Source organism: Streptosporangium sp. NBC_01469 (assembly GCF_036227305.1).
Lineage (GTDB): Bacteria > Actinomycetota > Actinomycetes > Streptosporangiales > Streptosporangiaceae > Streptosporangium.
In genome coordinates this window covers 6,669,289-6,693,282 of record NZ_CP109465.1, presented here as the reverse complement: position 1 = coordinate 6,693,282, position 23,994 = coordinate 6,669,289, and the positions used below count along the sequence as shown (strand labels likewise).

At 71.0% G+C, this 23,994-nt stretch carries 24 protein-coding genes and 1 pseudogene; 15 read left to right on the top strand and 10 right to left on the bottom strand.

The window, feature by feature from the left end; genetic code table 11:
* Positions 1 to 72 precede the first annotated feature (72 nt).
* On the top strand, positions 73 to 399 hold the full coding sequence (locus tag OG587_RS29345) for a hypothetical protein (RefSeq protein ID WP_329080808.1): 327 nt from the start codon (positions 73 to 75) through the stop codon (positions 397 to 399).
* Between the two features lie 364 nt (positions 400 to 763).
* Here OG587_RS29345 and OG587_RS29340 read toward each other — a convergent pair whose 3' ends face one another.
* Positions 764 to 1,888, bottom strand: a complete 1,125-nt coding sequence (locus OG587_RS29340; protein WP_329080806.1) for an AbrB family transcriptional regulator — start codon at positions 1,886 to 1,888, stop codon at positions 764 to 766.
* Positions 1,885 to 2,700, bottom strand: a complete 816-nt coding sequence (locus tag OG587_RS29335; protein ID WP_329080804.1) for a COG4705 family protein — start codon at positions 2,698 to 2,700, stop codon at positions 1,885 to 1,887. Before OG587_RS29335 ends, OG587_RS29340 begins: the two co-directional genes overlap by 4 nt.
* A 163-nt stretch (positions 2,701 to 2,863) precedes the next feature.
* Here OG587_RS29335 and OG587_RS29330 point away from each other — a divergent pair, with 163 nt between their 5' ends.
* Both OG587_RS29330 and OG587_RS29325 read left to right on the top strand, forming a co-directional pair.
* Positions 2,864 to 3,529 (top strand): response regulator transcription factor, encoded by a 666-nt coding sequence (locus OG587_RS29330; protein WP_329080802.1) that lies wholly within the window; start codon positions 2,864 to 2,866, stop codon positions 3,527 to 3,529.
* Positions 3,526 to 4,845 carry a sensor histidine kinase gene (locus tag OG587_RS29325; RefSeq protein WP_329080801.1) on the top strand — a complete coding sequence of 440 codons (1,320 nt, stop codon included), beginning with the start codon at positions 3,526 to 3,528 and terminating at the stop codon, positions 4,843 to 4,845. Before OG587_RS29330 ends, OG587_RS29325 begins: the two co-directional genes overlap by 4 nt.
* Before the next feature lie 168 nt (positions 4,846 to 5,013).
* Here the strand turns inward: OG587_RS29325 and OG587_RS47275 are convergent.
* Positions 5,014 to 5,259 (bottom strand): annotated as a pseudogene (locus OG587_RS47275) (sensor histidine kinase); the annotation flags it as partial.
* Positions 5,260 to 5,518: 259 nt separating this feature from the next.
* Here OG587_RS47275 and OG587_RS29320 point away from each other — a divergent pair.
* From OG587_RS29320 to OG587_RS29290, 7 genes are all read left to right on the top strand, one after another.
* Positions 5,519 to 5,644, top strand: coding sequence for an FTR1 family protein (locus tag OG587_RS29320; RefSeq protein ID WP_329080799.1), 126 nt, complete (start codon positions 5,519 to 5,521; stop codon positions 5,642 to 5,644).
* 92 nt (positions 5,645 to 5,736) lie between these two features.
* Entirely contained in the window at positions 5,737 to 6,120 is a 384-nt protein-coding gene (locus OG587_RS29315) for a BlaI/MecI/CopY family transcriptional regulator (protein ID WP_329080797.1), read from the top strand.
* On the top strand, positions 6,117 to 7,013 hold the full coding sequence (locus tag OG587_RS29310; protein ID WP_329080796.1) for a M56 family metallopeptidase: 897 nt from the start codon (positions 6,117 to 6,119) through the stop codon (positions 7,011 to 7,013). The genes OG587_RS29315 and OG587_RS29310 overlap by 4 nt, the downstream gene beginning before the upstream one ends.
* 143 nt (positions 7,014 to 7,156) lie before the next feature.
* Positions 7,157 to 8,221: an extracellular solute-binding protein gene (locus tag OG587_RS29305; RefSeq protein ID WP_329080795.1), complete on the top strand. Its 1,065-nt coding sequence runs from the start codon at positions 7,157 to 7,159 to the stop codon at positions 8,219 to 8,221.
* Positions 8,222 to 8,370: 149 nt separating this feature from the next.
* A complete protein-coding gene (locus tag OG587_RS29300) occupies positions 8,371 to 9,861 on the top strand; it encodes an ABC transporter permease (RefSeq protein ID WP_329080793.1) in 1,491 nt (496 codons plus the stop codon).
* Positions 9,858 to 10,925, top strand: coding sequence for an ABC transporter ATP-binding protein (locus OG587_RS29295; protein WP_329080792.1), 1,068 nt, complete (start codon positions 9,858 to 9,860; stop codon positions 10,923 to 10,925). Before OG587_RS29300 ends, OG587_RS29295 begins: the two co-directional genes overlap by 4 nt.
* A 256-nt stretch (positions 10,926 to 11,181) precedes the next feature.
* Positions 11,182 to 12,087 carry an NADP-dependent oxidoreductase gene (locus OG587_RS29290; protein WP_329080790.1) on the top strand — a complete coding sequence of 302 codons (906 nt, stop codon included), beginning with the start codon at positions 11,182 to 11,184 and terminating at the stop codon, positions 12,085 to 12,087.
* 127 nt (positions 12,088 to 12,214) lie between these two features.
* On the opposite strand, the gene OG587_RS29285 is transcribed toward OG587_RS29290, so the two are convergent.
* Positions 12,215 to 13,360 (bottom strand): RNA polymerase sigma factor, encoded by a 1,146-nt coding sequence (locus OG587_RS29285; RefSeq protein ID WP_329080789.1) that lies wholly within the window; start codon positions 13,358 to 13,360, stop codon positions 12,215 to 12,217.
* Entirely contained in the window at positions 13,357 to 13,764 is a 408-nt protein-coding gene (locus OG587_RS29280) for a YciI family protein (protein WP_329080787.1), read from the bottom strand. Before OG587_RS29280 ends, OG587_RS29285 begins: the two co-directional genes overlap by 4 nt.
* 328 nt (positions 13,765 to 14,092) lie before the next feature.
* On the opposite strand from OG587_RS29280, the gene OG587_RS29275 reads away from it, so the two are divergent.
* A complete protein-coding gene (locus tag OG587_RS29275) occupies positions 14,093 to 15,559 on the top strand; it encodes a HAMP domain-containing sensor histidine kinase (RefSeq protein WP_329080785.1) in 1,467 nt (488 codons plus the stop codon).
* Positions 15,556 to 16,200, top strand: a complete 645-nt coding sequence (locus tag OG587_RS29270; RefSeq protein WP_329080783.1) for a response regulator transcription factor — start codon at positions 15,556 to 15,558, stop codon at positions 16,198 to 16,200. The genes OG587_RS29275 and OG587_RS29270 overlap by 4 nt, the downstream gene beginning before the upstream one ends.
* Here the strand turns inward: OG587_RS29270 and OG587_RS29265 are convergent.
* The 5 genes from OG587_RS29265 to OG587_RS29245 all read right to left on the bottom strand — a co-directional run bounded on the left by OG587_RS29265 (position 16,197) and on the right by OG587_RS29245 (position 20,306).
* Positions 16,197 to 17,402 carry an ABC transporter permease gene (locus OG587_RS29265; protein WP_329080781.1) on the bottom strand — a complete coding sequence of 402 codons (1,206 nt, stop codon included), beginning with the start codon at positions 17,400 to 17,402 and terminating at the stop codon, positions 16,197 to 16,199. The genes OG587_RS29270 and OG587_RS29265 overlap by 4 nt on opposite strands.
* Positions 17,399 to 18,064, bottom strand: a complete 666-nt coding sequence (locus OG587_RS29260) for an ABC transporter ATP-binding protein (protein ID WP_329080779.1) — start codon at positions 18,062 to 18,064, stop codon at positions 17,399 to 17,401. Before OG587_RS29260 ends, OG587_RS29265 begins: the two co-directional genes overlap by 4 nt.
* Positions 18,061 to 19,083 (bottom strand): peptidoglycan-binding domain-containing protein, encoded by a 1,023-nt coding sequence (locus OG587_RS29255; RefSeq protein ID WP_329080777.1) that lies wholly within the window; start codon positions 19,081 to 19,083, stop codon positions 18,061 to 18,063. Before OG587_RS29255 ends, OG587_RS29260 begins: the two co-directional genes overlap by 4 nt.
* Complete coding sequence (locus tag OG587_RS29250; RefSeq protein ID WP_329080776.1) at positions 19,080 to 19,580, bottom strand: hypothetical protein; 501 nt, start codon at positions 19,578 to 19,580, stop codon at positions 19,080 to 19,082. The genes OG587_RS29255 and OG587_RS29250 overlap by 4 nt, the downstream gene beginning before the upstream one ends.
* Positions 19,581 to 19,856: 276 nt before the next feature.
* Positions 19,857 to 20,306 (bottom strand): HAD-IA family hydrolase, encoded by a 450-nt coding sequence (locus OG587_RS29245; RefSeq protein WP_329080774.1) that lies wholly within the window; start codon positions 20,304 to 20,306, stop codon positions 19,857 to 19,859.
* Positions 20,307 to 20,837: 531 nt separating this feature from the next.
* Between OG587_RS29245 and OG587_RS29240 the strand changes: the two genes are divergently transcribed.
* The 3 genes from OG587_RS29240 to OG587_RS29230 all read left to right on the top strand — a co-directional run bounded on the left by OG587_RS29240 (position 20,838) and on the right by OG587_RS29230 (position 23,836).
* Positions 20,838 to 21,965, top strand: a complete 1,128-nt coding sequence (locus OG587_RS29240) for a serine/threonine protein phosphatase (protein ID WP_329080773.1) — start codon at positions 20,838 to 20,840, stop codon at positions 21,963 to 21,965.
* Positions 21,966 to 22,711: 746 nt separating this feature from the next.
* Positions 22,712 to 22,960 (top strand): hypothetical protein, encoded by a 249-nt coding sequence (locus OG587_RS29235; RefSeq protein ID WP_329080772.1) that lies wholly within the window; start codon positions 22,712 to 22,714, stop codon positions 22,958 to 22,960.
* A gap of 30 nt (positions 22,961 to 22,990) precedes the next feature.
* Complete coding sequence (locus OG587_RS29230) at positions 22,991 to 23,836, top strand: cupin domain-containing protein (protein WP_329080771.1); 846 nt, start codon at positions 22,991 to 22,993, stop codon at positions 23,834 to 23,836.
* The last annotated feature ends 158 nt before the right edge of the window (positions 23,837 to 23,994 follow it).

Below are 23,994 nucleotides of genomic sequence, written 5' to 3'. Positions count from 1 at the left end.
CGCCGGCCGGGCACGCAACATCGTCGCCGTTCGCTGCTGGGCGGCAGACCTCTCACAAGGGAAAGGAAAGCAATGCGTCTACGAATCGCGCGTCTCTCACTGGCCTGCGCGGCGGGGATCGCCGCAACCTCGTTCGCGGCCGCTCCTGCCCATGCTTATCCGACCAATTGTTCTGCGGGGGCCGCCTCGCGAACCGCCACCATCGCGGTCTGCAACAGCGGGACGGGCTCCTATCGGGCGATCGCTTTCTGCAATTATCCCGACGGCTGGTTCACCTCGGCGTACGGCAACTGGGTGACCAGGCCGTCCAGTTCGTATTCGACGGCGTACTGTCCCAAACAATCCGGGCACGGCGGACAGAGCACCGTCGATTCCGCTGCCTATGAAAGGCGCGACTGATATCTGAGCGAGGGGCCTCTCGGCCCCTCGCTCGTTGTACGGGCGACTGGACGCGGGCGGCGTCGTGCCGACCGCCCGCACCGGCCGCGTCCGCCCGCACGGCAAGGGCGACGAGATGCGCACCGTCGCCACATCACGCCGCTGACGAGCAGCTGAGCGATGGGCGGGCCGCCTGCCGGAACAAGATCAACGTCATTTGGGGCTCATGACAGAGTTGCCGCCCCGGCCGCACGCGCCAACGATGCGACACGGAATTCGAATCATCTGTCACATGGGCCGCCGGCGGGTTGAGCTTCCCCCGCGGGACGGAGGCGACTCCGCACCGTCATGTGTCACCTCTCCTCGGGAGGCCGTCGGCCCCGCTTCACGGTCCGCCGGTCCGGGACCCGCGGACGGTCAGGCGGATCAGAAGCGGTGCCAGGAAGGCCATCACGAAGAGCCGGAGGCTCTGCACGCTGGAGATCAGTGGCAGGTTCGCGTGCGCGGAGGAGGCAGTCGCCAGGACCGCGTTGATCCCGCCCGGCGTCGTGGCGAGATAGGTGTCGCCGAACGGAATGTGGGTGAGAGCGGAGACTGTCCAGGCCAGGGCTCCGCACGCGGCGCTGACGGCCAGCGTGCAGGCCAGCGCGGCGGGCAGGATCCGGCGCAGGTGCCGCACGGTCCGCCGGGAGAACCGCAGGCCGACATCGAGCCCGATCATGGTGAACAGCAGGGTCCGCAGCATCCCGCTGGGGGCGAAGCCGTGCGCGAGGCCGCTCACGGTGAGAACGGCGGACACCAGCATGGGGCCCATCGTGGCCGGGCTGGGCAGTCTCAGACGGGAGCCCAGCAGCACACCGAGCGGCGCGATGACCGCGAGCACGGCCAGGCCACATGCCTGGTCGTGGCCGTTGACCAGGTGCCAGGGACCGCCGGCACCGCCTCCAGCGCCGGCGCCCCCCTCCTGCGGCTGGGGAGAGATCCAGCTCAGCAGGACCGGCGTGCTCGCCACGACGAGGCCCAGCCGCAGATACTGCATGAACGCCACCAGGCGGCCGTCGGCGTCGAGGTCTTCGGCGGAGGCGACCGCGGCGGCCGACCCTCCGGCGATCATGCCGAGGGTGGCGGTGGCCCGGTCCACCCCGCTGAAGCGAACCATGGCGAACGCGGCCGCCTGGCAGAGCAGGAGTGTCACCACGGTCACCGCGGCCAGGGGCGCGATCAATCCGGCCGTCTGGCCCAGTGCCGGCAGGTCCAGGTAGGTTCCCATCAGCACGCCGAGCAGCACCTGCGAGGCGCGGTTGAGCACGGCGGGAGCGCGATCACGCACCAGGCCGGTCAGCGCGGCCGCCAGCCCGAGGAGCAGCGGTATCAGGATGTGCGGGGAGGGCAGGGCCGGTTCGCCCAGTTCACCGGCCGCCACGGTGATCGCCAAGACCGCCGCCCACGCGATGAGCCTGACAGCCCGGCGGGTGATGCCGCTACCGGGGGCCGCGCGCGGCGCGTTCAAGCCCTGCCGCCCTCCACGGCGGTCATGGGAGCGACATCATCTTTTCCGGCGGCGGTCAGGTAGGTCACGAAGCTCACGATCGTGACGAGGAAGAGCGCGCTGGTCACGATGGTCCCCAGGCCGATGCCGCCGTCGACGCGGGGCTGGGACAGGTAGTCGCCGATCGAGGCGCCCAGAGGCCGGGTCAGGACGTAGGCGATCCAGAAGGTGAGAACCGCGTTCAGCCTGGCGCCGAAGTGGGCGAGCGCGACGATCGCGATCAGCGCGCCGAAGGCGAGCGCCGACACCCCGTACCCCAGGCTCAGCCCTTCCGCCGCCAGGTCACCCGACGCGGTGCCCAGGGCGAAGGTGAACAGGATGGCCGACCAGTAGAAGGCCTCGCGCCGGATCGTGGAGATGGTGTGGATGGACAGGGTCCTCTCGCTGGCGTACCACGCCACGAAGCTCACAGCCAGAGCGATGCCGAAGACAACGGTGGTCGCCTCCAGGGAGACCCCGAGATTGTCGACGAGATTGTCGGTGATCAGCGTGCCGACGACACTGATCAGGATCACCGCGAGCCAGTAGATCCCCGGTACGTACCTCCTCGCCCCGAACTGGAAGCCCAGCGCGATGATCAACAGGCCGCCCATGACGTAGGTGGTGTTGGTCAGGCCCAGGCCCAGGTTCGCGTTCAGGAAGTCCGCCGCCGTCTCGCCCACCGTGGTGCACAGGATTTTGATGATCCAGAAGTAGATCGTCACTTCCGGGACCTTGTTCAGCATCTGACGGCCTCGCGGCATGGCCTTGGGCCGTCCTGTGTGGGTTGTCATCGCGCCAGGCTGACATGGTTCACCTGAACGCAACCTGACTGCGCTTCCAGGCCTCTCACCTGCACGAGAGCAGGCCGGAGGGCGGCCTCGCCCGCTGTCTCCCGCGCCGCATACCCTGATGAATGGATGGAACCCACCGGCCACGGGAAGGGGAAACGATCTTTTGGCTCCGAGCGTCGCCATCGTCGAGGACGATCTGGCCCTGCGTAGCGGTCTGAGCCGCGGCCTGCGGGAGGAGGAGTTCGAGGTCTGCCTCTCGGTGACCAGCGGGACCGCCCTGCTGCGTGGTCTCAAGGACCCTTCCCCCGATGTGTTCGTCATCGACATCGGCCTTCCCGACGTCGACGGCCGTGATCTCTGCCTGGCCCTGCGCGCACGCGGCGTGCACGCGCCGGTCCTGCTGCTCACGGCGCGGGCGGGCATCACCGACCGGCTGTCGGGCTTTCACGCGGGCGCCGACGACTATCTGCCCAAGCCGTTCCACTTCGAGGAGCTGGTGCTGCGGCTGCGGGCCCTGCTGCGGCGTTCGGGCCAGGCCGCGGAGCCGCCGCCGGGCCTGCGTCTGAACCCCGCGGCGCATGAGGCGCGCTGTGGGGACAGGGGGGTTGGCCTCACCCCGACGGAGTTCCGGCTGCTCGCGGCCTTGCTGGCACGCCGCGGGGAGGTCGTCCGCCGTCATTCGCTGATCGCGGCGGCCTGGCCGTCGGGGGCGATCGTCCACGACAACACCCTGGACGCCTATGTCGTACGGCTTCGCCGCAAGCTCGACGGCATCGGCCAGGCGTCGGTGATCACGACGGTCCGCGGCGTCGGATACTCGGTCGTGTGATCCGCCGCAGGCTCGTCGTCACCGCGACCGCGGCCCTCGCCGCCGCCCTCGTCGCTCTGACCGCGGGTTTTTACATGGTGCTCTCCCAGCAGTTGGAAAGCGGCGCCGACGGTGTCCTGCGGGCACGGGCCGAGGCGGCGGCGGCCACCGTGACGACCCTCCAGGGGCGGCTGAAGGTCAGTGATACGCCCTTCGACGAGGTTCTCGACAGCGGGGTGTGGGTGTTCGACGCCGCCGGCACCCCGGTCAGCACCCCGCCCGTCCCCGGCCCCCTGGACTCGCCGGCCCGCGAACTCGGCACGGTCTCGCGTCCCACCTTCCGTGACATCGACCATGATCTGAGGATGCTGGCGATCCCGCTGCACGAGCCTCCCGCGCCTGACGCGGTCGTGGTGGTCGCTCTTTCCCTGGTCCCGTACGAGAACGCCGAGCGGACCGCGCTGATCGGCGCGCTCGTCTTCGACGTGCTGGTTCTCGGCCTCAGCGCCCTGCTTGTGCGGCGCTCGGTGACCCAGGCCCTACGGCCCGTCGCCCGGATGACCGCCCAGGCGGCCCAGTGGTCCGAACGCGACCTCGACCGCAGATTCGGCCTCGGCCCCTCCCGCGACGAGCTGACGGGCCTCGCCTCGACTCTGGACGGCCTGCTCGGCCGGCTTTCCGCGGCGCTCCGCCACGAGCAGCGGGTCACCGCCGAGATCGCCCACGAGCTGCGCACCCCGCTCGCCCGGCTACGCCTGGAGACAGAGGTGGCTTTGCGCCGGAATCGTTCGGCCGCCGAGCTCCAGGATGTGCTGCGGCATGTCCTCGACGGGACCGACCGGATGGCCGCCGCCCTCGACACCCTGATCGGTCTGGCGCAGCGCAGCATCGACCCCTCCGCCGGTACGGCCACGGTCGCCGAGGTGACGGCGGACGTGCTGCGGGCCTGCCGGGCCCGGGGCCGGGAGATCCAGCTCGATACCGAACGCGCCGCCGGCCTGGTCGTCGGCTGTGATCGCGAGGTGGTCGAGCGGATACTCCAGCCGCTTCTGGACAACGCGCTGCGCTACGGTCGTTCGGCGGTGCTGCTGCGCGTCCGGCGATCCGGGAACGACGTGGTGTTCGCCGTCGGCGACGACGGCCCCGGGTTCGATGCCGACGAGCTTGAGGCCGTCCTCGCTCCCGGCGCCCAAGGGCGGGCGACCGCGCCCGGCCAGGGCGCCGGGCTGGGTCTCGCGCTGGCTCGCAGGCTGGCGGAGGCCGGCGGCGGCACCCTGACGCCCAGGGTGACGCCCGAGGGCGGCGGCCTGATCGAGCTGCGCCTTCCGGTGGCCTGAGCCCGCACCCGGCGTCGATAAGCCGGCGAGAAGGTCAGGGGCGATCACCATGCCTCCTGTTCCCGCCCGTCCTGCTCCGATGCGGCGCGCACCCGCCGGGTGCGTCAGGTCTCCGTCGACGGCGACAGCAGCAGGCTGAAGATCGGCGGCGCGGCGCAGGACCAGCCGTCCCGCCTCGGCCTCGGCCAGGGAGCGGGCGAGCGCCAGGCCGATGCCGTGCCCGTCACCCGCGGAGGAGCGGCGCGTGAACGGGGCGGCCTCCTCCGGGACACCGGGCCCCTGGTCGGAGACCTCGATGGCGAGCGCGTCCCCGACCTCGGTGACGTCGACGCGGACCTCTCCCGCCCCGTGGACGAGCGCGTTGTCGACGAGCACCCGCAGGATCTGCCGTACGGCGGGAAGCGAGGCGACCACCGATGGCAGCTCCGCCGGCAGGGTGATGGTCAACCGGCGGCCCTGGGCGGCGGATCGTGCTGGGCAACCGGTCCTTCCGGCGCTTCTCGCCGGCGATGTCGGGGGCGTACCTGCTGTCCTTCCAGGTCTACCTGACGCTTCCCCTGGCCATGGGCCAGGCGCTGGGCGCGCGGCGGGAGCTGGGCGTCGGGGTGATGTTCGCGCTGTCGGCACTCCTGGTCATCACCCTGCACAGGTTTTTCCATCGTCTAGGAGTGACGTGTTCGCCAGTTATCTCATCGGTCTGCGCGAAGGGCTGGAGGGCACCCTCGTGGTCTCCGTGCTGGTCGCCTTCCTGGTCAAGAGCGACCGCAAGGACCGCCTGCCCCTCGTGTGGACGGGGTGATCGCCGCCGCCGTCCTGTCCGTCGGGTTCGGCGCGCTTTTGACCTTCACAGACGGTTTCCGGGCCGGTGGGCAGGGCCGCTATGGTCGTCTGATGAGCGCTCGCCGATCCCCCGGGGCCCTGGAAACGGAGATCCTCGCCGTACTGCACGAGGCGTCCGGCCCCCTGTCGCCCGGCGAGGTACGGGCCCTGCTCAGCGACAAGGGGGGTGGCGAGCTCTCCTACAGCGCCGTGGTGACCACCCTGACCAGGCTGCACGAGAAGGGCGTCGTGACGCGGGAGCGATCCGGGCGGGCCTATCGCTATGCCGCGCCCGCCGCCCCCTCGAGACTGATCGCCTGGCGGATGAGACGACTGCTCGACGCCGAGGCCGACCACGCGCCCGTCCTGACGCACTTCATCTCCGGGCTCTCGGCCGGGGATGAGGAGCTGGTCCGGCGGCTGCTGCTGGGCGATGACGAGAGCGAAACCCGATGATCGACCATTTCGTCCTGTCGACGCTCGTCGCCCCCGCGGCCCTGGTCGTCTCGATGGCGGTGCTGGCCGACCGGCAACAGCCGGCGCCGGCGACGATGGTCTTCATCTCCTGCGCCGTCGTGGTCGCGGCCGCGAGCTCGGTGAGCGTGGCGGCCGTCTCGGCCCACGCCGTCCTGACCCTCGCGCAGGGGGATGCGCCGCAATGGCCGTACTGGGCCGCCCTGACCTTCCTCGCGACCGCCGTCGCCACCTTCGTCGGCGGCGCCCGGCGAGAACGGCGGTCGCTGTGCGCCGCCCGCGCCCAGGCCGCGGCCCTTCCCGACGGCGACGTCGTCGTGGTGGTGGCCGAGCGACGACCGGCCGCCTTCACCCTTCCCGGACGGCCGGGACAGCCGGGACGAATCGTGGTGACCCAGGGCATGCTGGACGCTCTCGGCGAGGAGAGCCACGCGGTCCTCATGGCGCACGAGCACGCCCATCTGAGCGGTCATCACCACCGTTGGCTGCTGGCCAGCCGGCTGGCCGTCGCGGCGCACCCCCTGCTGTGGCGGGTTCGCCACCTGGTGGGATACATGATCGAGCGCTGGGCCGATGAGCAGGCCGCCGAGCAGACCGGTGACCGCAGGGCGACGGCCCGGGCGATCGGCGTGGCGGCCCTGCTGTCCCCGGACGGCGCGACGCCGTCGGGAGCGGTGCCGTTCGCGGGCCGGCGAGCTCCCGGACCCGTGCCGCGCCGGATCGCCGCCCTGCTCAGACCGCTGCCCGGCCCGCGCCGCGCGTTCCTGCTCGCGGTCCCCGCCCTGGTGGCACTGGGATCGGTGGTCTGGACCGGGGAGGCCATCGTCGACCTGGCGGAGTTCGGCCGCCCGTGCCAGCGAGAGCCTCAGCGCTGAGCGCCTCATCGCCGCGTGACCGATCAGGACCTTCACGACACCGCCTCCGCCCCTGCCACGCGACCTTAGGTTAGCCTCTGCTAACTTCTACAGCGATGTAGTTGTTCATCGAGGCAGTCCCGCATGACCGAAGGAGCACCGCAGTGCCGCTTTCCCTCCCCAGAACCGTGCTCACCCTGGCCACGGCCGGCCTCCTCGTTCTCGGCCTGGCCGCGTGTGGCGGCGAAGCCACCGACACCACCGGAGCCGCCGCGAGCCCGGCGGCCGACAAGAAGATCACCGTCTACAGCGGGCGCAGCGAGTCACTGGTCAAGCCCCTGCTGGAGAAGTTCACCGCGCAGAGCGGCATCGCCGTCGAGGCCCGCTATGCCGCCACGGCGGCCATGGCCACCCAGCTTCTCGAAGAAGGCGAGAAGTCGCCCGCGGACGCCTTCTTCGCCCAGGACGCCGGCGCGCTCGGCGCCGTCGCCAAGAAGGGCATGTTCGCCCCCCTCCCGGCCACCGTGCTCGACAAGGTGCCCGCGACCTACCGCGCCAAGAGCGGCGAATGGGTCGGCGTCACCGCCCGCTCGCGGGTGCTGGTCTACAACCCCGATCTGGTCCCCGCCGCCCAGTTGCCCGCCTCGGTGTTCGACCTCACCGATCCGGCCTGGAAGGGCAAGATCGGGGTGGCCCCGACCAACGCGTCCTTCCAGGCGTTCGTCACCGCCGTGACGGTGCAGCACGGCCAGGACAAGGCCAAGGAGTTCCTGGCCGGGCTCAAGGCCAACGACCCGCAGATCCGCGAGGGCAACGGCCCGATCCTGGAGGAGGTCGACTCCGGCAAGCTCGCCGTCGGCCTGATCAACCACTACTACCTGGGCGAGCTGGCCAAGGAGAAGGGCACGACGCCCGACACGCTCACCGCCAAGCTGCACTTCTTCCCCGACGGCGACAGCGGCGCCCTGGTCAACGTGGCTGGCGTCGGCGTGCTGAAGAAGGCCGCCCAGAACCCCGATGTGCAGGCCTTCGTCACCTATCTGCTCAGCGACGAGGCGCAGAAGTACTTCGCCGAGGAGACCTTCGAGTACCCGGTCCTGGCCGACGCCGCGCCGCCCGCGGGAGTGCCCGCCCTGAACGAGCTGAAGGCTCCCGCGGTCGACCTCAACGACCTCGACCAGCTTGAGGCGACGATCGCGCTCATCAAGGAATCAGGACTGGTCCCCTGAGAACGTCACCGCCCTTCGCCGCGCGGCCGGACCACGCCGGATCCGCGCCTTCCGGCCGGCCCGGACACCCGGCGCGCAGCGCGAGCCGGCCGAGGACCCGCGGCCGTCCGCCGCGGCCGTCACGGCCCGTGATCCTCACGTTGTCCGTGGTGGCTGTGGCGGTCGCCCTGATCCCGCTGGCCTACCTGGCCGTCCGGACCGCCGAGGCGGGCTGGGCCCGGATCGCCGGGGAACTGTTCACCGGGCGGGTCGCGGCGCTGGCGGCGGGCACCCTCGCCCTGGCGGCCGTGGTGACCACCGCCTGCCTGGTGCTCGGGGTCGGCTCGGCCTTCCTGATCGTGCGCACCGACCTGCCGGGCCGCCGCCTCTTCGCGGTCCTGGCCGTCCTGCCCCTCGCGGTGCCGACCTACATCGCCGGCTTCGCCTGGGTGTCGGCGGTGGACGGCTTCGAGGGATTCTGGGCGGCGGCGCTGGTGCTGACACTGTGCTCCTATCCCTACGTCCTGCTGCCGGTGGCCGCGGCCCTGGCCGGTGGCGACCCGGCCCAGGAGGAGGTGTCGCACTCGCTGGGCCACGGCGGCTGGCACACCTTCACGCGGGTGACACTGCGCCAGATCCGCCCCGCGATAGCCGGGGGCGGGCTTCTGGTGGCGCTGTACGTGCTGTCGGACTTCGGCGCGGTCTCGATCCTGCGGGCCGACACCTTCACCCGCGCCATCTTCCTCGCCCTCGACCTCGGCTTCGACCGGACCGGCGCGCTGGTGCTGTCGACCGTACTCGTGGCACTGACCGTGCTGATCCTGGCCGCGGAGGGCGCGACCCGGCGGCGCGGAGCCCGCTACGCGCGGCTGGGCGGCACCCGCCGCCCACCGGCGAGGATCGCCCTGGGCCGGGCGCGCGGGCTCGCCGCGGCCGCCCTGCTGGCCGTCGCGGTAGCGGCTCTCGGCGTCACCGCGTTCAGCCTCGCCCGGCGGATGGCCGAAGGCGTCTCCCGGCCGGGAACCTGGCCGGAGGTGATGGCGGCCGCGGGCACCTCCCTGTGGCTTTCGCTGGCCGGGACGGCACTGACCATGCTGCTCGCGCTACCGCTGGGGGTGTTGAGCGCCCGGGTGCCCGGCCGCCTGAGCCGGGCGCTGGAGCGGCTCGGCTACCTCAGCCACGCCCTGCCCGGCGTGGTGATCGGCCTGTCCCTGGTGTTCTTCGGCATCAACGTCGCCTACCCGCTCTACCAGACGACCTGGCTGCTCGCGCTCGCCTACGGCGCCCTCTTCCTCCCGCTGGCCGTCGCCGCCGTCGCCGCGGCCACCGCCCAGGCGCCGCCCGTCCTCGAAGAGGTCGCCCGCTCCCTGGGCCGCGGACCGCTGGCGGTGCTGGGCACCGTGACCCTGCCGCTCACCCTGCCGGGCATCGGCGCCGGCGCGGCACTGGTCTTTCTCACCTGCATGAAGGAACTGCCGGCGACGTTGCTGCTGCGCCCGACCGGCGTCGACACCCTCGCCACCGAACTGTGGTCGAACACGGCGGTGGCCGCCTACGCCGGCGCGGCGCCCTACGCGGTGCTGCTCGTGGCGTTGTCGTCGGTACCCACCTGGCTGCTGGCCGCACGCACCGGGATTCTCAGCAAGGAGGCCCAGACATGAGCAGGCTGGAACTGCGCGGGGTCACCCGGCACTACGGGCCCGTCGCCGCCCTCGGCGGTGTGGACCTGACCGTGCCCAGCGGCAGCCTGACCGCGGTGCTCGGCCCCTCCGGCTGCGGCAAGACGACTCTGCTGCGGTGCGTGGCGGGCTTCGAGCGGATCGGCGCGGGCGAGATCACCGTCGACGGGCGCATGATCGCCGGCCCCGCCGCCCACACGCCGCCCCAGCGGCGCCAGATCGTGATCGTGCCGCAGGAGGGCGCGCTCTTCCCCCACCTGTCGGTACGCGACAACGTGGCCTACGGGCTGAGCCGGGCCGAACGCCGTCGCGGCCGGATCGACGAGGCGCTGAGCCTGGTCGGCCTGGCCGGGTACGGCGAGCGGATGCCCCACCAGATGTCGGGAGGCCAGCAACAGCGGGTCGCGGTCGCCCGCGCCCTGGCGCCACGCCCCTCCCTCATCCTGCTGGACGAGCCGTTCAGCGCGCTCGACTCCGGACTGCGCGCCGAGCTGCGGCACGACGTGCGGGCCGCGCTGCGCGCCGACGGGGCGACCGGCATCCTCGTCACCCACGACCAGGGCGAGGCACTGTCGACCGCCGACCGGATCGCGGTCATGCGCGAGGGCGTCATCGTTCAGGACGACTCCCCCACGGGCGTCTACCACCGGCCCGCCGACGCCTGGGTGGCCGCCTTCGTCGGCGACGCGATCGTGCTGCCCGCGCAGGCCGGGACCGGGCACCGCGGCGATCCGGCGACGGTGCGCACCGCGCTCGGCCCGGTCACGGTGGCCGACCTTCCCGCGGGCCACGGGCCGCTCACCGTGCTGGTGCGGCCCGAACAGGTCAAGATCACCACGCCGCCGGCGCCGCAGGCCGTGATCGCGACCGTGATCGGCGACGACTTCCACGGCCACGACGCGCTCGTCACCCTGGAACTGCCCGACGGCACGCACGTCACCGCGCGGATACCGGCTCCGACCGGCCCGATGACCACCGGTACCAGAGTCGGCGTCCAGGTGGAGGGGGGCGGCCGGGCCTGGCGAGACCAGCACGGCACCGGGTGAACCTCGGCCTTCCCGACAACGACGTGCACGTGTTCGCCCTGCGCCGCAAGCCGGTAGCGCATCAGGCATCGCGACCTGCGGAAACTCCCAGGACGGCCAGCAGCGACCTTCCCGTGCGGCCGGTCAGTGGGGCAGGACGGGGCGTGGCCACCGGCGGTGATGGCCGGTTGGGGGCGGAGTCCTTCGGCGCGGGGAATCTCGTGATCATCTCGGGCGTTACAGCGCGGGTCGGTAGCAGTCGTGTGAAGGGCTCTTTGTGCGCGCCATACAGATCGATCGGTTCGGCACACCCGGTGTTCTCGGCCTCGTCGAGATTCCCCGGCCCGAACCGGGTCCTGGGGATGTGCTGATCCGGACCGTTGCGACCAGTATCAATCCCGTCGACGACAAGACGCGGGAGGGGGCCATCGGTGAGGGAACACCGCCGCTGCCGATGACGCTCGGCTGGGACCTGGCCGGCATCGTGGTCGACGGCGGCGGCAGCGACCTGCGCACCGGGGAGCGCGTCATCGCGATGTCGCATCAACTCGGCTCCGCCCGGGGCACCTGGGCCGATCTGGTCGCGCTTCCGGCGCGGGCGGTGGCCGCCGCGCCACGGGCGGTCAGCCTGGTCGAGGCCGCCACCCTGCCACTTCCCGGGCTGACGGCCTGGCAGACACTGGACTGGCTCGCGCTGTCCGCCGGAGAGCGGTTGCTGATCGCCGGCGCCGCAGGTGCGGTCGGAGGATTGGCACTGCAGATCGCCCGAGCGCGAGGCGTCAAAGTCGACGCTCTGGTCTCCCGGGACGCGCAGGTCGCCTTCGCCCGCGACCACGGCGCCGATCTCGTCACCACTGACCACCGCACTCTTCAAGACCGCGGCTACGACGCGGTCTTCGACACCTTCGGGGCCTTCGTGACCGAGGCGGTGGCCGACGGTGGCCGGTACGCGTCGATCGCCACCCAGGCCGGTCCGGTCCCCGACCTGTCCTCACGCGGTGTCCGTACCACCGTCAACCAGGTGCGCGAGGACGGCGCGGGACTGAACGAGCTCACCGAACTGGTTGATCGCGGCTCCCTGCGGCTGCGTGTGCACTCCACCTTCGGCCTTCACGAAATCCAGGCCGCACACGAACGCTTCCTCCAGGGCGGCTTGGCCGGAAAGATCACCGTGACCTTCTGAGGCATGACCCTGACCCCTCCGGCGCTCGCACCGGGCCGGAGGGGCAGGGCTCATTTCAGGGCAAGGTACTTTCCATGATGGAAGGTCATCGACAGGGGGCCGGCCGACCAAGGTGAATGCCCGCCGCTCAACCGCTCAGCCGTGCGTTGAGCCGTGCGGCCTGTCGCGTGAGGTGCTCGCGTTCGGGGAGGCTGGGCGCCGATCGGGCGGCTTCGGCGTAGAGCCGTGCCGCGGTCACCGGGTCGCCGTCACGCTCGTGGAGGTACGCCGCGACGGCGGTGTGGCGGGGCAGGGCGGGGTCGAGCCCCGCCAGGGCGGCGAGGCCGGCCCGCGGGCCGTCGGCCTCGCCGACCGCGACGGCCCGGTTGAGGCGGGCCACCGGGCTGTCGGTGAGGCGCACCAGTTCGTCGTACCACTCGACGATCTGCACCCAGTCGGTCTCCTCGGCCGTCCGGGCGTCGGCGTGCAGCGCGGCGATGGCGGCTTGGGCCTTGAACTCGCCCAGGCGGTCGCGGGTGAGGGCCGTCTGGAGCACGTCGACGCCCTCGGCGATCAGGCGGGTGTCCCACAGGCCGCGGTCCTGCTCGGCGAGAGGCACGAGCCTGCCGTCGGGGCCGGTCCGTGCCGGGCGCCGCGCGTGGTGCAGCAGCATGAGCGCGAGCAGGCCCGCGACCTCCTCATGGCTGATCTTGGCCGCCAGCCCGCGAGCGAGCCGGATCGCCTCGCCGACGAGGTCTACGTCGCCGGAGTAGCCCTCGTTGAAGACCAGGTAGAGCACGCGCAGCACCGTGGCGACGTCACCGGGCTGGTTGAACCGGACGCCCGAGACGGTCCGCTTGGCCCTGCTGATCCGCTGGGCTATGGTCGCCTCCGGCACGAGGTAGGCCCGCGCGATCTGACGCGTGGTCAGGCCGCCGACCGCGCGCAGCGTGAGCGCGACGGCCGAGGCCGGTGTCAGGGACGGGTGCGCGCACAGGAAGTACAGCCGGAGCGTGTCGTCCACCGCCTCGCCCGGGCCGGGCACGGGCTCGGTCTCGACGCGTACCTCGCGGTGCCGCCGGGAGGTGTCGGCGCGGGCGGCGTCGAGGAACTTACGCCAGGCCACGGTGACCAGCCAGCCCTTGGGGTCTCGCGGCGGGTCGTCCGGCCACACCCGCACGGCCTCGACCAGGGCCTCCTGCACGGCGTCCTCGGCCGCCGCGAAGTCGGCTCCGCGACGGACGAGGACACCGATCACCGCGGGCACCAGCTCCCGCAGCAGCGACTCGTTCACTCGGTCACCGTAGGCGGCTCTGCGTAGAACGGGCGTACCTCGAGCCACTCGTGGATCGGCTTCCCACCCGCACCCGGAGCCGCGGACAACTCGCCGGCCAGCTCGAGCGCCCGCTCGTAGGTCTCGACGTCGATCACCATCCAGCCGGCGATCAGGTCCTTGGTCTCCGCGAACGGGCCGTCGGTGACCGGCGGCCGCCCCTCGCCGTCGTAGCGGACGAACGTGCCCTCCGGGGAGAGCGCCTGACCGTCGACGAACTCGCCGGTGCCCTCGAGCCGAGCGGCGAAGTCACGCATGTACTGCACGTGGGCCGAAACCTCCTCCGGCGTCCACTGCTCGATCGGCACGTCGTTGACCGATGCCGGCGCGCCCCGGTAGTGCTTGAGCAGCAGGTACTTGGCCATCGTGTTCTCCTTGGTGAGGTACGGCCCATTGTGGCCGTGTTTCACTCCGGGGACGAAGCCGCGCGCGGGTTCTCGACATCCCACCGCGACATTTTCCTGGCGGACTTCAAGGACTCCGCGCACCTCGAGGCGCCGCAGATGGGCACGGGGAGCGGCTTCGCGTCCGAGGCGCGAAGGGCGCGGCGGTGAGCCGGACCCAACGCCCTCGCGGAGCCGATCAGCGGAGCGCCCGCGGTGATCGCTTGATGATGGGAGCGGCTCCCCCTCTTGGGGGAGGAACACCCCCGTGTCGGGGCGTTAATCTGCCGACATGGGACTGAGACGACGAATGGCCGCTTCGTATGTCCTGGTGACGGCGACGGCCGTTCTCGTCGTCGAGGCGGTGCTGCTCGGGATCTACGTGCCGACGATCACCTCGGGTTCCGACCTCCGCAACCGGGTCCAGGAACAGGCCGGCAAGGACGCGAAGATCCTCAGTCTCGCCGTCAGCGACGTAACTGTCCCCCACGAGCACATGACCGACCTGCTCAACGTGGTCCAGGAGGCGACGCGGCGACAGACCGCCCTGCACGGCTCCACGTCCGGGGAGCTGGGGATCATCGCCACCGACGGCCCGGTGACCGATCTGCCCGTCGAGGTGCTGACGGACCGCACCGGAGCAGTGATCACCGGCTCCGCCCCCGGCGTGTTCCCGCCGGGCTCCCGCCTCGACGTCACCATCCCCCCGCAGGGCGGCGGAGGAAGCGGGAAGACCCGGACAGGCCCGGTGACCTGGTGGCTGAGCCCGGTGCTGATCCCTCCACCCGACCGGATACGGGCGACCGCCGGCCCCGCCGCGGCGCCGGAGTACGAGATCGCCGGATACGTCTACGTCCAAGCCCCCGTCGGCTACGGTGATTCCGGATACCCGGCGGACTACGTGGAGAACCTGCTCACCCCCGGCGGCCTGGTCCTGATCCTGGTCGTGCCCGTGGGGCTGGTCTTCGGCCTGCTCAGCACCCGTCGCCTGATCGGCCGCGTACGGCACCTGGCGAACGTCACGGAGAAGGTCGCCCGGGGCGACTTCCGCCCACGGGTCCCGGTGCTGGAGGGCGACGAGGTCGGCCGCCTGGAGGAGTCGTTCAACCGGATGACCGAACGCCTCGAATCGGCTCTCAACGCCGAACGCGCGGCGGGCCAGGTTGAAGCGCGGCAGGCCGAGCGGGTCAGGATCGCCCGTGAGCTGCACGACTCGATCTCTCAGGACCTGTTCTCGCTCAGCCTGCTGGCCGCCGGGATGCGCCGCGCGGCCCCCGACCGGCTCCGGCGCGAGGCCGAGTCGATGGAACGCACGGCGACCAGGGCGATGCGCGAGATGCAGGCGCTCCTGCTCGAACTGCGCCCGGTCGCCCTGGAGGACGCGGGCCTGTCACCCGCCATCGAGGAACTCTGCCGGGCCTACGAGACCCGGCTCGGCCTGCGCGTGCACACCCGGCTCGACGACGTCGCGCTCGGCCCCGCCACCGAACACGCCGTGCTGCGCCTGGTCCAGGAGGCACTCGGCAACGCGGTCAGACACGCCGATCCCGGGCTGGTCGAGATCCGGCTCACGCGGGACGGCGAGACCGCCAGGGTGGAGATCCACGACGACGGAACCGGCTTCGACCCGGCCACGGCGACCGCCGGCCACGGCATCGGCCTGCGCCTCATGCGCGAACGCGTCGAGGAACTGGGCGGTGCCTTCACGCTGACGACGGCCCCCGGCCACGGCACGACGGTCGTGGTCACGCTCCCCTCCGCCCTGGTGCCGTCATGATCCGGGTCGTGATCGTGGACGACCACGACGTCGTGCGGCAGGGGCTGCGGTTCGTGCTCGGCCAGGAGGACGACATCGAGGTGGTCGGCGAATGCGCCGACGGCGCCCGCGCGCTGGCCGTGATCCCGGCGCTGCGTCCCGACGTGGTGCTGCTGGACATGCTGATGCCGGGACTGGACGGCCTGGCCGTGCTCAGGGAACTGGCCGGGGGCCCGGCCTTCGTCGTACTGGCCTCCTTCGTCGCCGACGAGCAGGTGATCGAGGCCATCCGGCTGGGCGCGTTGTCGTACCTGTCGAAGACCACGGCCGTGGATCGGGTGGTCGAGGCGGTACGGGCCGCCGCGGTGGGCGGCAGTGTGCTGGAGGCCGACACGGCCGCGCTCCTCGTTCAGCGGGTACGGCAGAGCCGCCGCCCCCGGCCGATCGACCTGCTCACCCCACGTGAACTCCAGGTGCTCGCCGAGATCACCCGAGGGCGCTCCAACGCGGAGATCGCCCGGGTGCTGGCCCTCGGCCGGGAGACGGTGAAGACCCACGTGTCGAGCGTCCTGGCCAAACTCGGCCTGACCGACCGCACCCAGGCGGCCATCTTCGGGCTGCAGCAGGGCCTCGTCCGGCTGGACGAGGCCCTGGACGGCTAATCGGCGCGCAGCGCGTCCGACGGGGTGAGCCGGGCGGCGCGCAGCGCGGGGTAGAGCCCGGCCAGCCCGCCGACGACCACCGCGACGAGCAGGCCTCCCCACAGCGCCTCGACGGGGATCTGCGTCGCCCAGCCCCGGCTTCGCGCCACCGCCGCCGTGGTCAGGTATCCGATCAGCACTCCCCCGGTCCCGCCGAGGGTGCCGAGCACCGCCGACTCGGCGAGGAACTGGCCCGCGACATGCCCCCGGGTCGCCCCGAGTGCCCGGCGCAACCCGATCTCCCCGCGCCGCTCCAGCACCGAGATCACCATGATGTTGCCGATCCCGATGCCTCCGACCAGCAACGCGATCGCGCCGAGCCCGAGGAACAGGGTGGCGGCCGACTCGGCCACGGCAACTCGCGCGGTGAGCGCGTCGGACGGGCGGGTCACCTCCACCTGGTCGGGGTTGGCCGGATTGGCCGTCGCGCCCAGCAGCTCCGACACCTGTGTCACGCGCTCCTGCCGGGCGCGTACGTAGAGGCGGCTCGGCCTGCCTTCGTACCCGAACACGGAGCGCGCCACCGGGAACCCGACCAGCGCGGACCCATCGACCTCCGGCGCGAACGGGAACGGATCGAGGATGCCCGCCACCGTGAACCAGCGCCCGCCGATCCAGACGCGGATGCCGGGATCGAGGGTGGTGATGCCGAGCGTGCCGGCGGCGACGTGGCCGAGCACCGTGACCGGGTAGGCGGCCGTGGCCGCGTCGAGGAAACGGCCCTGACCCACCCTTCCGTCGAGCGCGGTCAGCAACGTGGCGTCGGCGGCCCGCACGGCCAGGCCGCCGGTCTGACCGGACGGGACGAGTGGGTTGCGGTAGACGTTCACGGTGGGCAGGTGGGCGGTCGGCGCGACGGCGAGCACCCCGTCGACCCGGCGCGACATGGGGGTCGCCGACGCGGGCAGTTCGCGCTCGCCGCCGGAGAGGCCGGTGCCGCTCGCCACGGTGAGCAGGTTGGTGCCGAGCCTGTCGATCTGGGCCAGCAGCGCGGCCTGGCTCGACCGGGTCACCCCGGCCACGGCGACGATCGCGGCGATGCCGATCGCGATGCCGAGCCCGGAGAGCACGGCCCGGCTGCGTCTGCTCCGCAGCCCCAGCATCCCGGTGGCCAGCAGGTCGGCCGGACGCAGCCGGGACGCGGGCGGATCGGGGCGGGTCATCGCACCCGTCCGTCACGCACTTCGACGCGGCGCGGGCAGGCGGCGGCCACGTTCGGGTCATGGGTGACGATCACCAGAGTGGTCCCTTCGGCGTTGAGCTCCCGCAGGAGTGTGATGATCTCCGCGCCGGTGGCGGAGTCCAGGTTGCCGGTCGGTTCGTCGGCGAAGACGATGGCCGGGTCGCCGACCAGGGCGCGGGCGACGGCGACCCGTTGGCGTTCCCCGCCCGACAGCCGCCCGCCGCGATGCCCGGCCCGGTGGCCGAGGCCGACCCGGTCGAGCGCGAGGGCCGCCCGCCGCCGCCGCTCTCCCGCCGGGACGCCCCGGTAGAGCAGGCCGGTGGCGACGTTCTCCAGCGCGGTCAGGCTGTCCAGCAGGAAGAACCGCTGGAAGACCACGCCGATGTGATGGGCCCGGAGTCCGGCCAGTCGCCGTTCCGTCAGTTCGGGTACGGAATGTCCGGCCAGCCGTATCGAACCGGACGTGGGCCGGTCGAGCGCGGCCATGAGGTGCAGCAATGTGGTTTTCCCCGACCCGGAGGGGCCGAGGATCGCCACCATCGCCCCCTTCTCGATGGTCAGCCCGATGCCCCGCACCGACTCGACCGGGGGTTCTCCCGGATAGACCTTCCACACGTCGCGCAGTTCCAGGACGGCGCTCATCCGGCAGGCACCTCGACCCGGTCGCCCTCGGCCACGCCGGTGACCTCGACCAGGCCCGCCAGCTCGTCGAACAGGCCGACCTCGACCGGGGCCAGACGTCCGTTCGCGGTCACGGCGAACGTGCCGCCCGGCCGGGCCAGCAGGGCGACGATGGGGACGGCCAGCACGCCCTTCCGTTCCTCGCTGGTGAGCGTGACCTGCACCAACGCCCGGTCGAGAGCCTTACCCGGACGTCCGGGGAGGCGGATGGCGACCGTCACCGACGGGCGTTCCTCGCCTTGGGCGGTAGTCGCGACCGGGCTCACTTCCGCGATCCGGCCGTTCTTCCGGCCGCCGTCGGGCAACGTGACGACCACCCTGGCGCCCTTCTTCGCGTTGACGACCTGGGCCGGGTCGAGTCGCACCTCAACGATCGGGGTGGCGCTGGTGCCGTGCAGCACCGGCCCGCCGGTGGCGCCGCCGACGGTCGCGTCGTGGCCGGTGACCCGGAGCGCGACCGGCAGGAAGACGGCCTGGCCCAGCGGGACGGACCCGGTCACGGGCAGGCGGGTGTCGTGCTGCCATCGGCGGACCGCGTGGTAGGTCGCGAGGGAGAAGTGGCGGTCCACGGTGACGCCCCGGTAGCCGAGGACCCGCAGGTTGCGTTCGAGCTGGTGGACGTCCGGGCCGTCGGAGACGCCGAGGGCGAGGGTCCGCCAGGCGGGGCGGTCTCCGTACAGGAGGGGGACGCGGCGTCCGGCGGCCTCGTACAGGGTGCGGCCCCGGGTGACGGTGGAGCCGATGGCGGGCAGCCGAGTGATCGTCGCGCCGGTGCCGAGGACCTGGTAGCGGCCCGCGTAGGTCAGGGTGCCGTTGACCTGTCGTCGGTGGGCGATGTCGGTGCGGATCACCGCTGCGGTGGCCGTGGCGGGTCCTTCCGTGGAGACGGGTACGGGCTCGTCCCGCAGGACCGCCCACGCGCCCCCCGCCCCGGCCACCAGGACGACCCCGGTCAGGAAGACGACTGTCCGCCTTCTCACGAGTCCGGCCCTTCGACGATCGCGATGCCCCTGCCCACGAAGTACTGCCGGCATTTGGGGAGCTGGTCCCGCCAGCCGGGTTTACCCAGGTCCAGGAGCCGTCTGGGCAACGGGAACTCGCCCCGGGCGTTCGGGTCGGGCCAGTCGGGGATGCCCTCGTCCCGGAAACACCGCGCGAGTCTCCGGAGTTTCTCCAGGTCGGCGGCCGTGTACTCGGGAGCCTCGGTCCCAGGGAGCCTGGCCGCGACGGCTTCACACGCCTTCTCCGCGCTCTCGGGGATCGGCACCGCGGAGCTGACCTCGATGCTCCCGTCGTCGTTCACGACCGGATCGGGGAAGTTCGGCACGCCGTTCCGGCGCAGGCAGGCGATGAGCTCCCGGTAGACCGCCGACTCCGACGGCGGCCCCGGACTGCCGGACGCGGAGGGCGTTCCCGCGGCCCCGCACGCGGCGAGAACCGGCACGACCAGGGACAGAAGCACCACACGAATCTGCATGAGCCCACACTCGCGACCTCCCGGGCCCGCGACCTCCCGCCCCGGCGGAGCCGCCGCTCCCCCATCCGGGGGAGCCCGCGCGGCTCGATCCCGATCTGCGGGCAGGTGCGGGGTGAAGGTGGTTCCCCGGCCGGGGTACTGGACTCCGGCGCGAGCCGCCGCGGGGGGCATCGGCGCGCTCACCGGCGCCGGACGACGCACCCTGGTGATCGGCCGCGGATCGGGCGCGGATCCGTGTGATCTTCACCGGTGGCCGCATCGGTGCCGTCGTGCGGCTTATGAGCGCCACCGCTGGATCAGTTGCCCGGCCAGGGCCGGCAGGTCGGGCGCGACGAGGTTGGGCTGCGGCAGGGAGGCCACCGGCAGCGGCGCGTTGCCCGGCCGGGTGACCAGACCCGCGGTGTAGCCGGCGCTTTGGGCTCCCACCGTGTCCCAGACGTGGGCGGCGACCATGAAGCAGGTGGACGGCGGCACGTCCAGTTCCTGGGCGACCAGGTGGTAGACCTGCTGGGCGGGTTTGTAGGCGCGGACGGTCTCGATGGTGAACCGCCGCTCGAAGAAGTGCGCGAGGCCGGCGTGCTCCAGCGGGCTCTCGCCGTGCGGGTTGGACGGGGAGTTCGTCAGCGTCTCGTTGACGTCGAACACGAGCACCGACGGCTCCCCGCCGATCCACTCGGCGCCGTTCGGCCTGTGCTGGGTCGCGGACGTTGCCAGGTTGTGGTTCATGGTCTCGCTCCCCCCGTTGAATGATCTTCAGGCGGTCAACCGCCCGTTCCCGGTTGCCTGATGGGCCGGATCGGCTGTCGTACGGTCCGCGTCCCGGGCCCCGCACACACCTCTGAGAACGAGCGGTCGGCATGTGACCCTGTTCGTCACCGTCGCACCTCGAAGGGTCGCGACGCGGCGGTCGCTATCGTCGACGCCGCATTTTCGATCTGTACGAACTCGCACGCCTACCGGCGCGAACGGATACCCGCGGCCCAGGCAACGGGCCAGTCGTGATCCCTTCCCCTCACGCGGTGCTCAGCCTTCGCAAGAGGCGTCATACCCCGGCACTAACGGCGAAACGCTTCGATGACCGCCGAATATAGACAGGCTCAATCTGGAGATACAGGACATTCGGCACATGGGCTCCGGGCAGGCGGAGACACGGACATCGCGGTGATAGGCGCGCTCTGATCCGTGACGGGCCGATCGGTCAGCGCGCGAGTGTAGGTGTAGCGTCTCACCAGACAATTCGATCATGAAGGATGTCGGGTGTTGAAGCTGCCGAACGCATTGGACATGTCCCAAACTGGGCGTGTCAGCAGATACAGCGATGTGGCGAGCGCGCTGGCGTTGCGCAGCGACCGGCAACTCGCCGAGTCGCTGGAGCAGGCGCAGATCCTGGGCTCGGGGATCGGTGGCACCTCGGTACTGTTGGCCGTCGACGGCGTGCCGGTCTTCGCCAAGCGAATCCCCCTGACCGACCTGGAGCGCCGCGCGGGCAACGTGATGTCCACGGCGAACCTGTTCGGGGTTCCTGCGTTCTGCCAGTACGGACTTGTCGAGGTCGGCGGGCCGGGCTTCGGTGCATGGCGTGAACTCGCGGCCAACGTCATGACGACGAACTGGGTTCTGGCCGGGCGCAGTGCGGCCTTTCCGCTGCTGTACCACTGGCGGGTGCTGCCGGGAGCGCCGCCACCCGGCGATGAGCACGCCGACGTCGAGGCGGTCGTGCGGTACTGGGATGGATCACCAGCGGTACGTGATCGTCTCCACGCCCTTGCCCGCGCCTCGGCCGGCATCGTGCTGTTTCAGGAGTTCATCCCCTACAACCTCGACGACTGGCTCGCCGCTCGGCTCACCGCCGGCCAGGACGCTGCGACAGCGGCGAGCGCCATGGTCGAGTCGTGCCTGCTCACCGACGTGGCCTTCATGAACGGCCAGGAGTTGATGCACTTCGACGGCCACTTCGGCAACATCCTCACCGATGGTGAACGCCTGTACATCGCCGACCTCGGACTGGCGACCTCCTCTCGGTTCGACCTGTCCACACAGGAGATCGAGTTCCTGGAGCACAACCGGACCCACGACATCGGATACGCGCTGATGCGGCTGGTCAACTGGCTCGTCACCAGCGTCTGCGGAGCGGCGGTCCCGCAAGAGGGCGGGCCGGCACAACGCAACGACTACATCCGCGCGTGCGCGGCCGGCGCGGACCCCGTCGGTGCTCCACCGGCTGCCGCAGCGATGATCCGCCGGTACGCGCCCGTGGCGGCGGCCATGAACGACTTCTACTGGGACCTGTTCGGTGTCGATCGGGCAACGCCCTACCCCGCCGAGGAGATCAAACGTGCCCTGGGCGCGGCGCGCTGCCCCTCGGGAAACCTTCGTTCGTTGTAGATCATGGCCTCGGCCCCGGAACCGGCGCCGAGGCCGTCAAAAACCTTCGAAGGGCGTTCGCCGGGAGGATGGCCGCGTACCTGCTGCTGTCCGGCGTGCACACCTGGATGGCCAGACGACCAGGGCGAGCGGGGCGTTACCGCCTGGCGCTGCTCGTGCAGATTTGCGGGAAAAAATAAAATAAAACTACCTCGAAGGGGCTAATCGGCATTTTTATTAAAATGCCGTCTACCTGCCTTTTTCATGGAGCAGCACCGTTTTGCAGATCTCTTCGCGGGGTATTCCTGATCGCGTATTCCCATTCTGGCGACGCAAGTAGGAAAATTCCACCTACATGACGATTAAAGGAAGCTCGGTGATTGTTCGGAGCAAACCGGCGGGTTCGAGCGGGCTGACGGGTGAAGCGCGCATCGCCGTGGATCATCCCCACCGAGCACCTCGACAACGTGGCCTCGCATCTCCGCGAGGCCACCACCGCGAGCCCGGGAGGGAAGTGGGCCCCTCGCGTGCCCCATGCCTGGCCGGCCCTCGTGGTGGCGATCGCATACGTGGATCCCGGGAAAGTCGCCACCGATCTCACCGGTCGTCGGCGCCACGGTCATGCCGCACGCGGTCTACCTGCGCTCGGTCCCGGTGCAGGGACGCGGCACAACGACAGAGGCCGCCCGCCGCAGCGGTGGTCGCCCTCCTCGGCTGTTCACCGCCGATCCTCCTGCTGTTCCGACATGCGAATGAGGGCCTTTGCGATGCGCGACGACACCGGGGCCGACACCGACCGGCCCCCGTATGAAATGGTTATTCCTATTTCCCTGTCCAGGATACGGGTCAGGTTTTTCGCCTTCGCTCTCCTGGCCGTCGGCTGCGCGTTTTCCGGCACATCTGCCCGGCTCACCCTGACACTGATGCTCACATGCGTCGCGATTCTCCTCGCCGTGGCGGCCACAGGGGGAAGGAAATTGATTCACTCCCTTCTCCTTATTTCACCGAAGCAGTGATCACAATATGATCCGAAAGGATGATCTCATATGACCGAATCCACGCAGTCGAGGATTCCACAGCCGCAACGCAACGGCAAAGGTGGCATCGACACAGGCCCGCGGAACATCGACCTGGACCTGCAGAACCCCGACATGCTCACTCCGCCGGAAACCGACCGCGGCACCATCCCGAACATGAAGTTTTCCTTCGGCATGGCCCACACCCGGATAGAGGAGGGCGGCTGGACCCGTGAGATCACCCAGCGCGAGCTGCCGATCGCCACCACGCTCGCCGGTGTCGACATGAAACTCAACCCTGGCGCCTACCGCGAGCTGCACTGGCACAAGGAGGCCGAGTGGGGCTATGTGCTGGAGGGCGGCTGCCGGATCGGCGCCGTCGACCAGGAAGGCCGCAACTTCCTCGAAGACGTGGAGAAGGGCGATCTGTGGTTCTTCCCCAAAGGCGTGCCGCACTACATCCAGGCGCTGGAGGAAGGGGTGGAGTTCCTGCTCGTCTTCGACGACGGCGCGTTCTCGGAGAACTCCACCTTCATGATCAGCGACTTCTTCGCCCACACCCCAAAAAGCGTGCTGGCGAAGAACTTCGACTGGACACCGGAGCAGATGGCGCACATGCCGGAGAAGGAGAAGTACATCTTCCAGGGGCAGGTTCCCCCTCCCCTGGACTCCGACCGGATCGTCAGCCCCACGGGCGACGTGCCCCGTACGTTCAAGCACAGGATGCTCGCGCAGCAGCCGGAGCGTTTTTCGGGCGGGTCCGTCCGGGTCGTCGACTCCACGAATTTCAAGGCGGCCACCACGATCGCCGCCGCGCTGGTGGAGGTCGAGCCAGGCGGCCTTACCGGGTTCGAATTAGTGACGTCTCGCTTGTGAGAAGTCCTCGCAATTCGCCGAGCAGGTGACCGAGGCCGTCGCGCACATCCTCGACGCGCACGCCCGCGACTGACCACTCACCGCGGCGATCAGCACCGGGGAAAGCGGCAGGCCCGGGTCGGCTGCCCGGCGGACACACGGGGGATCGTTTTTGTGAG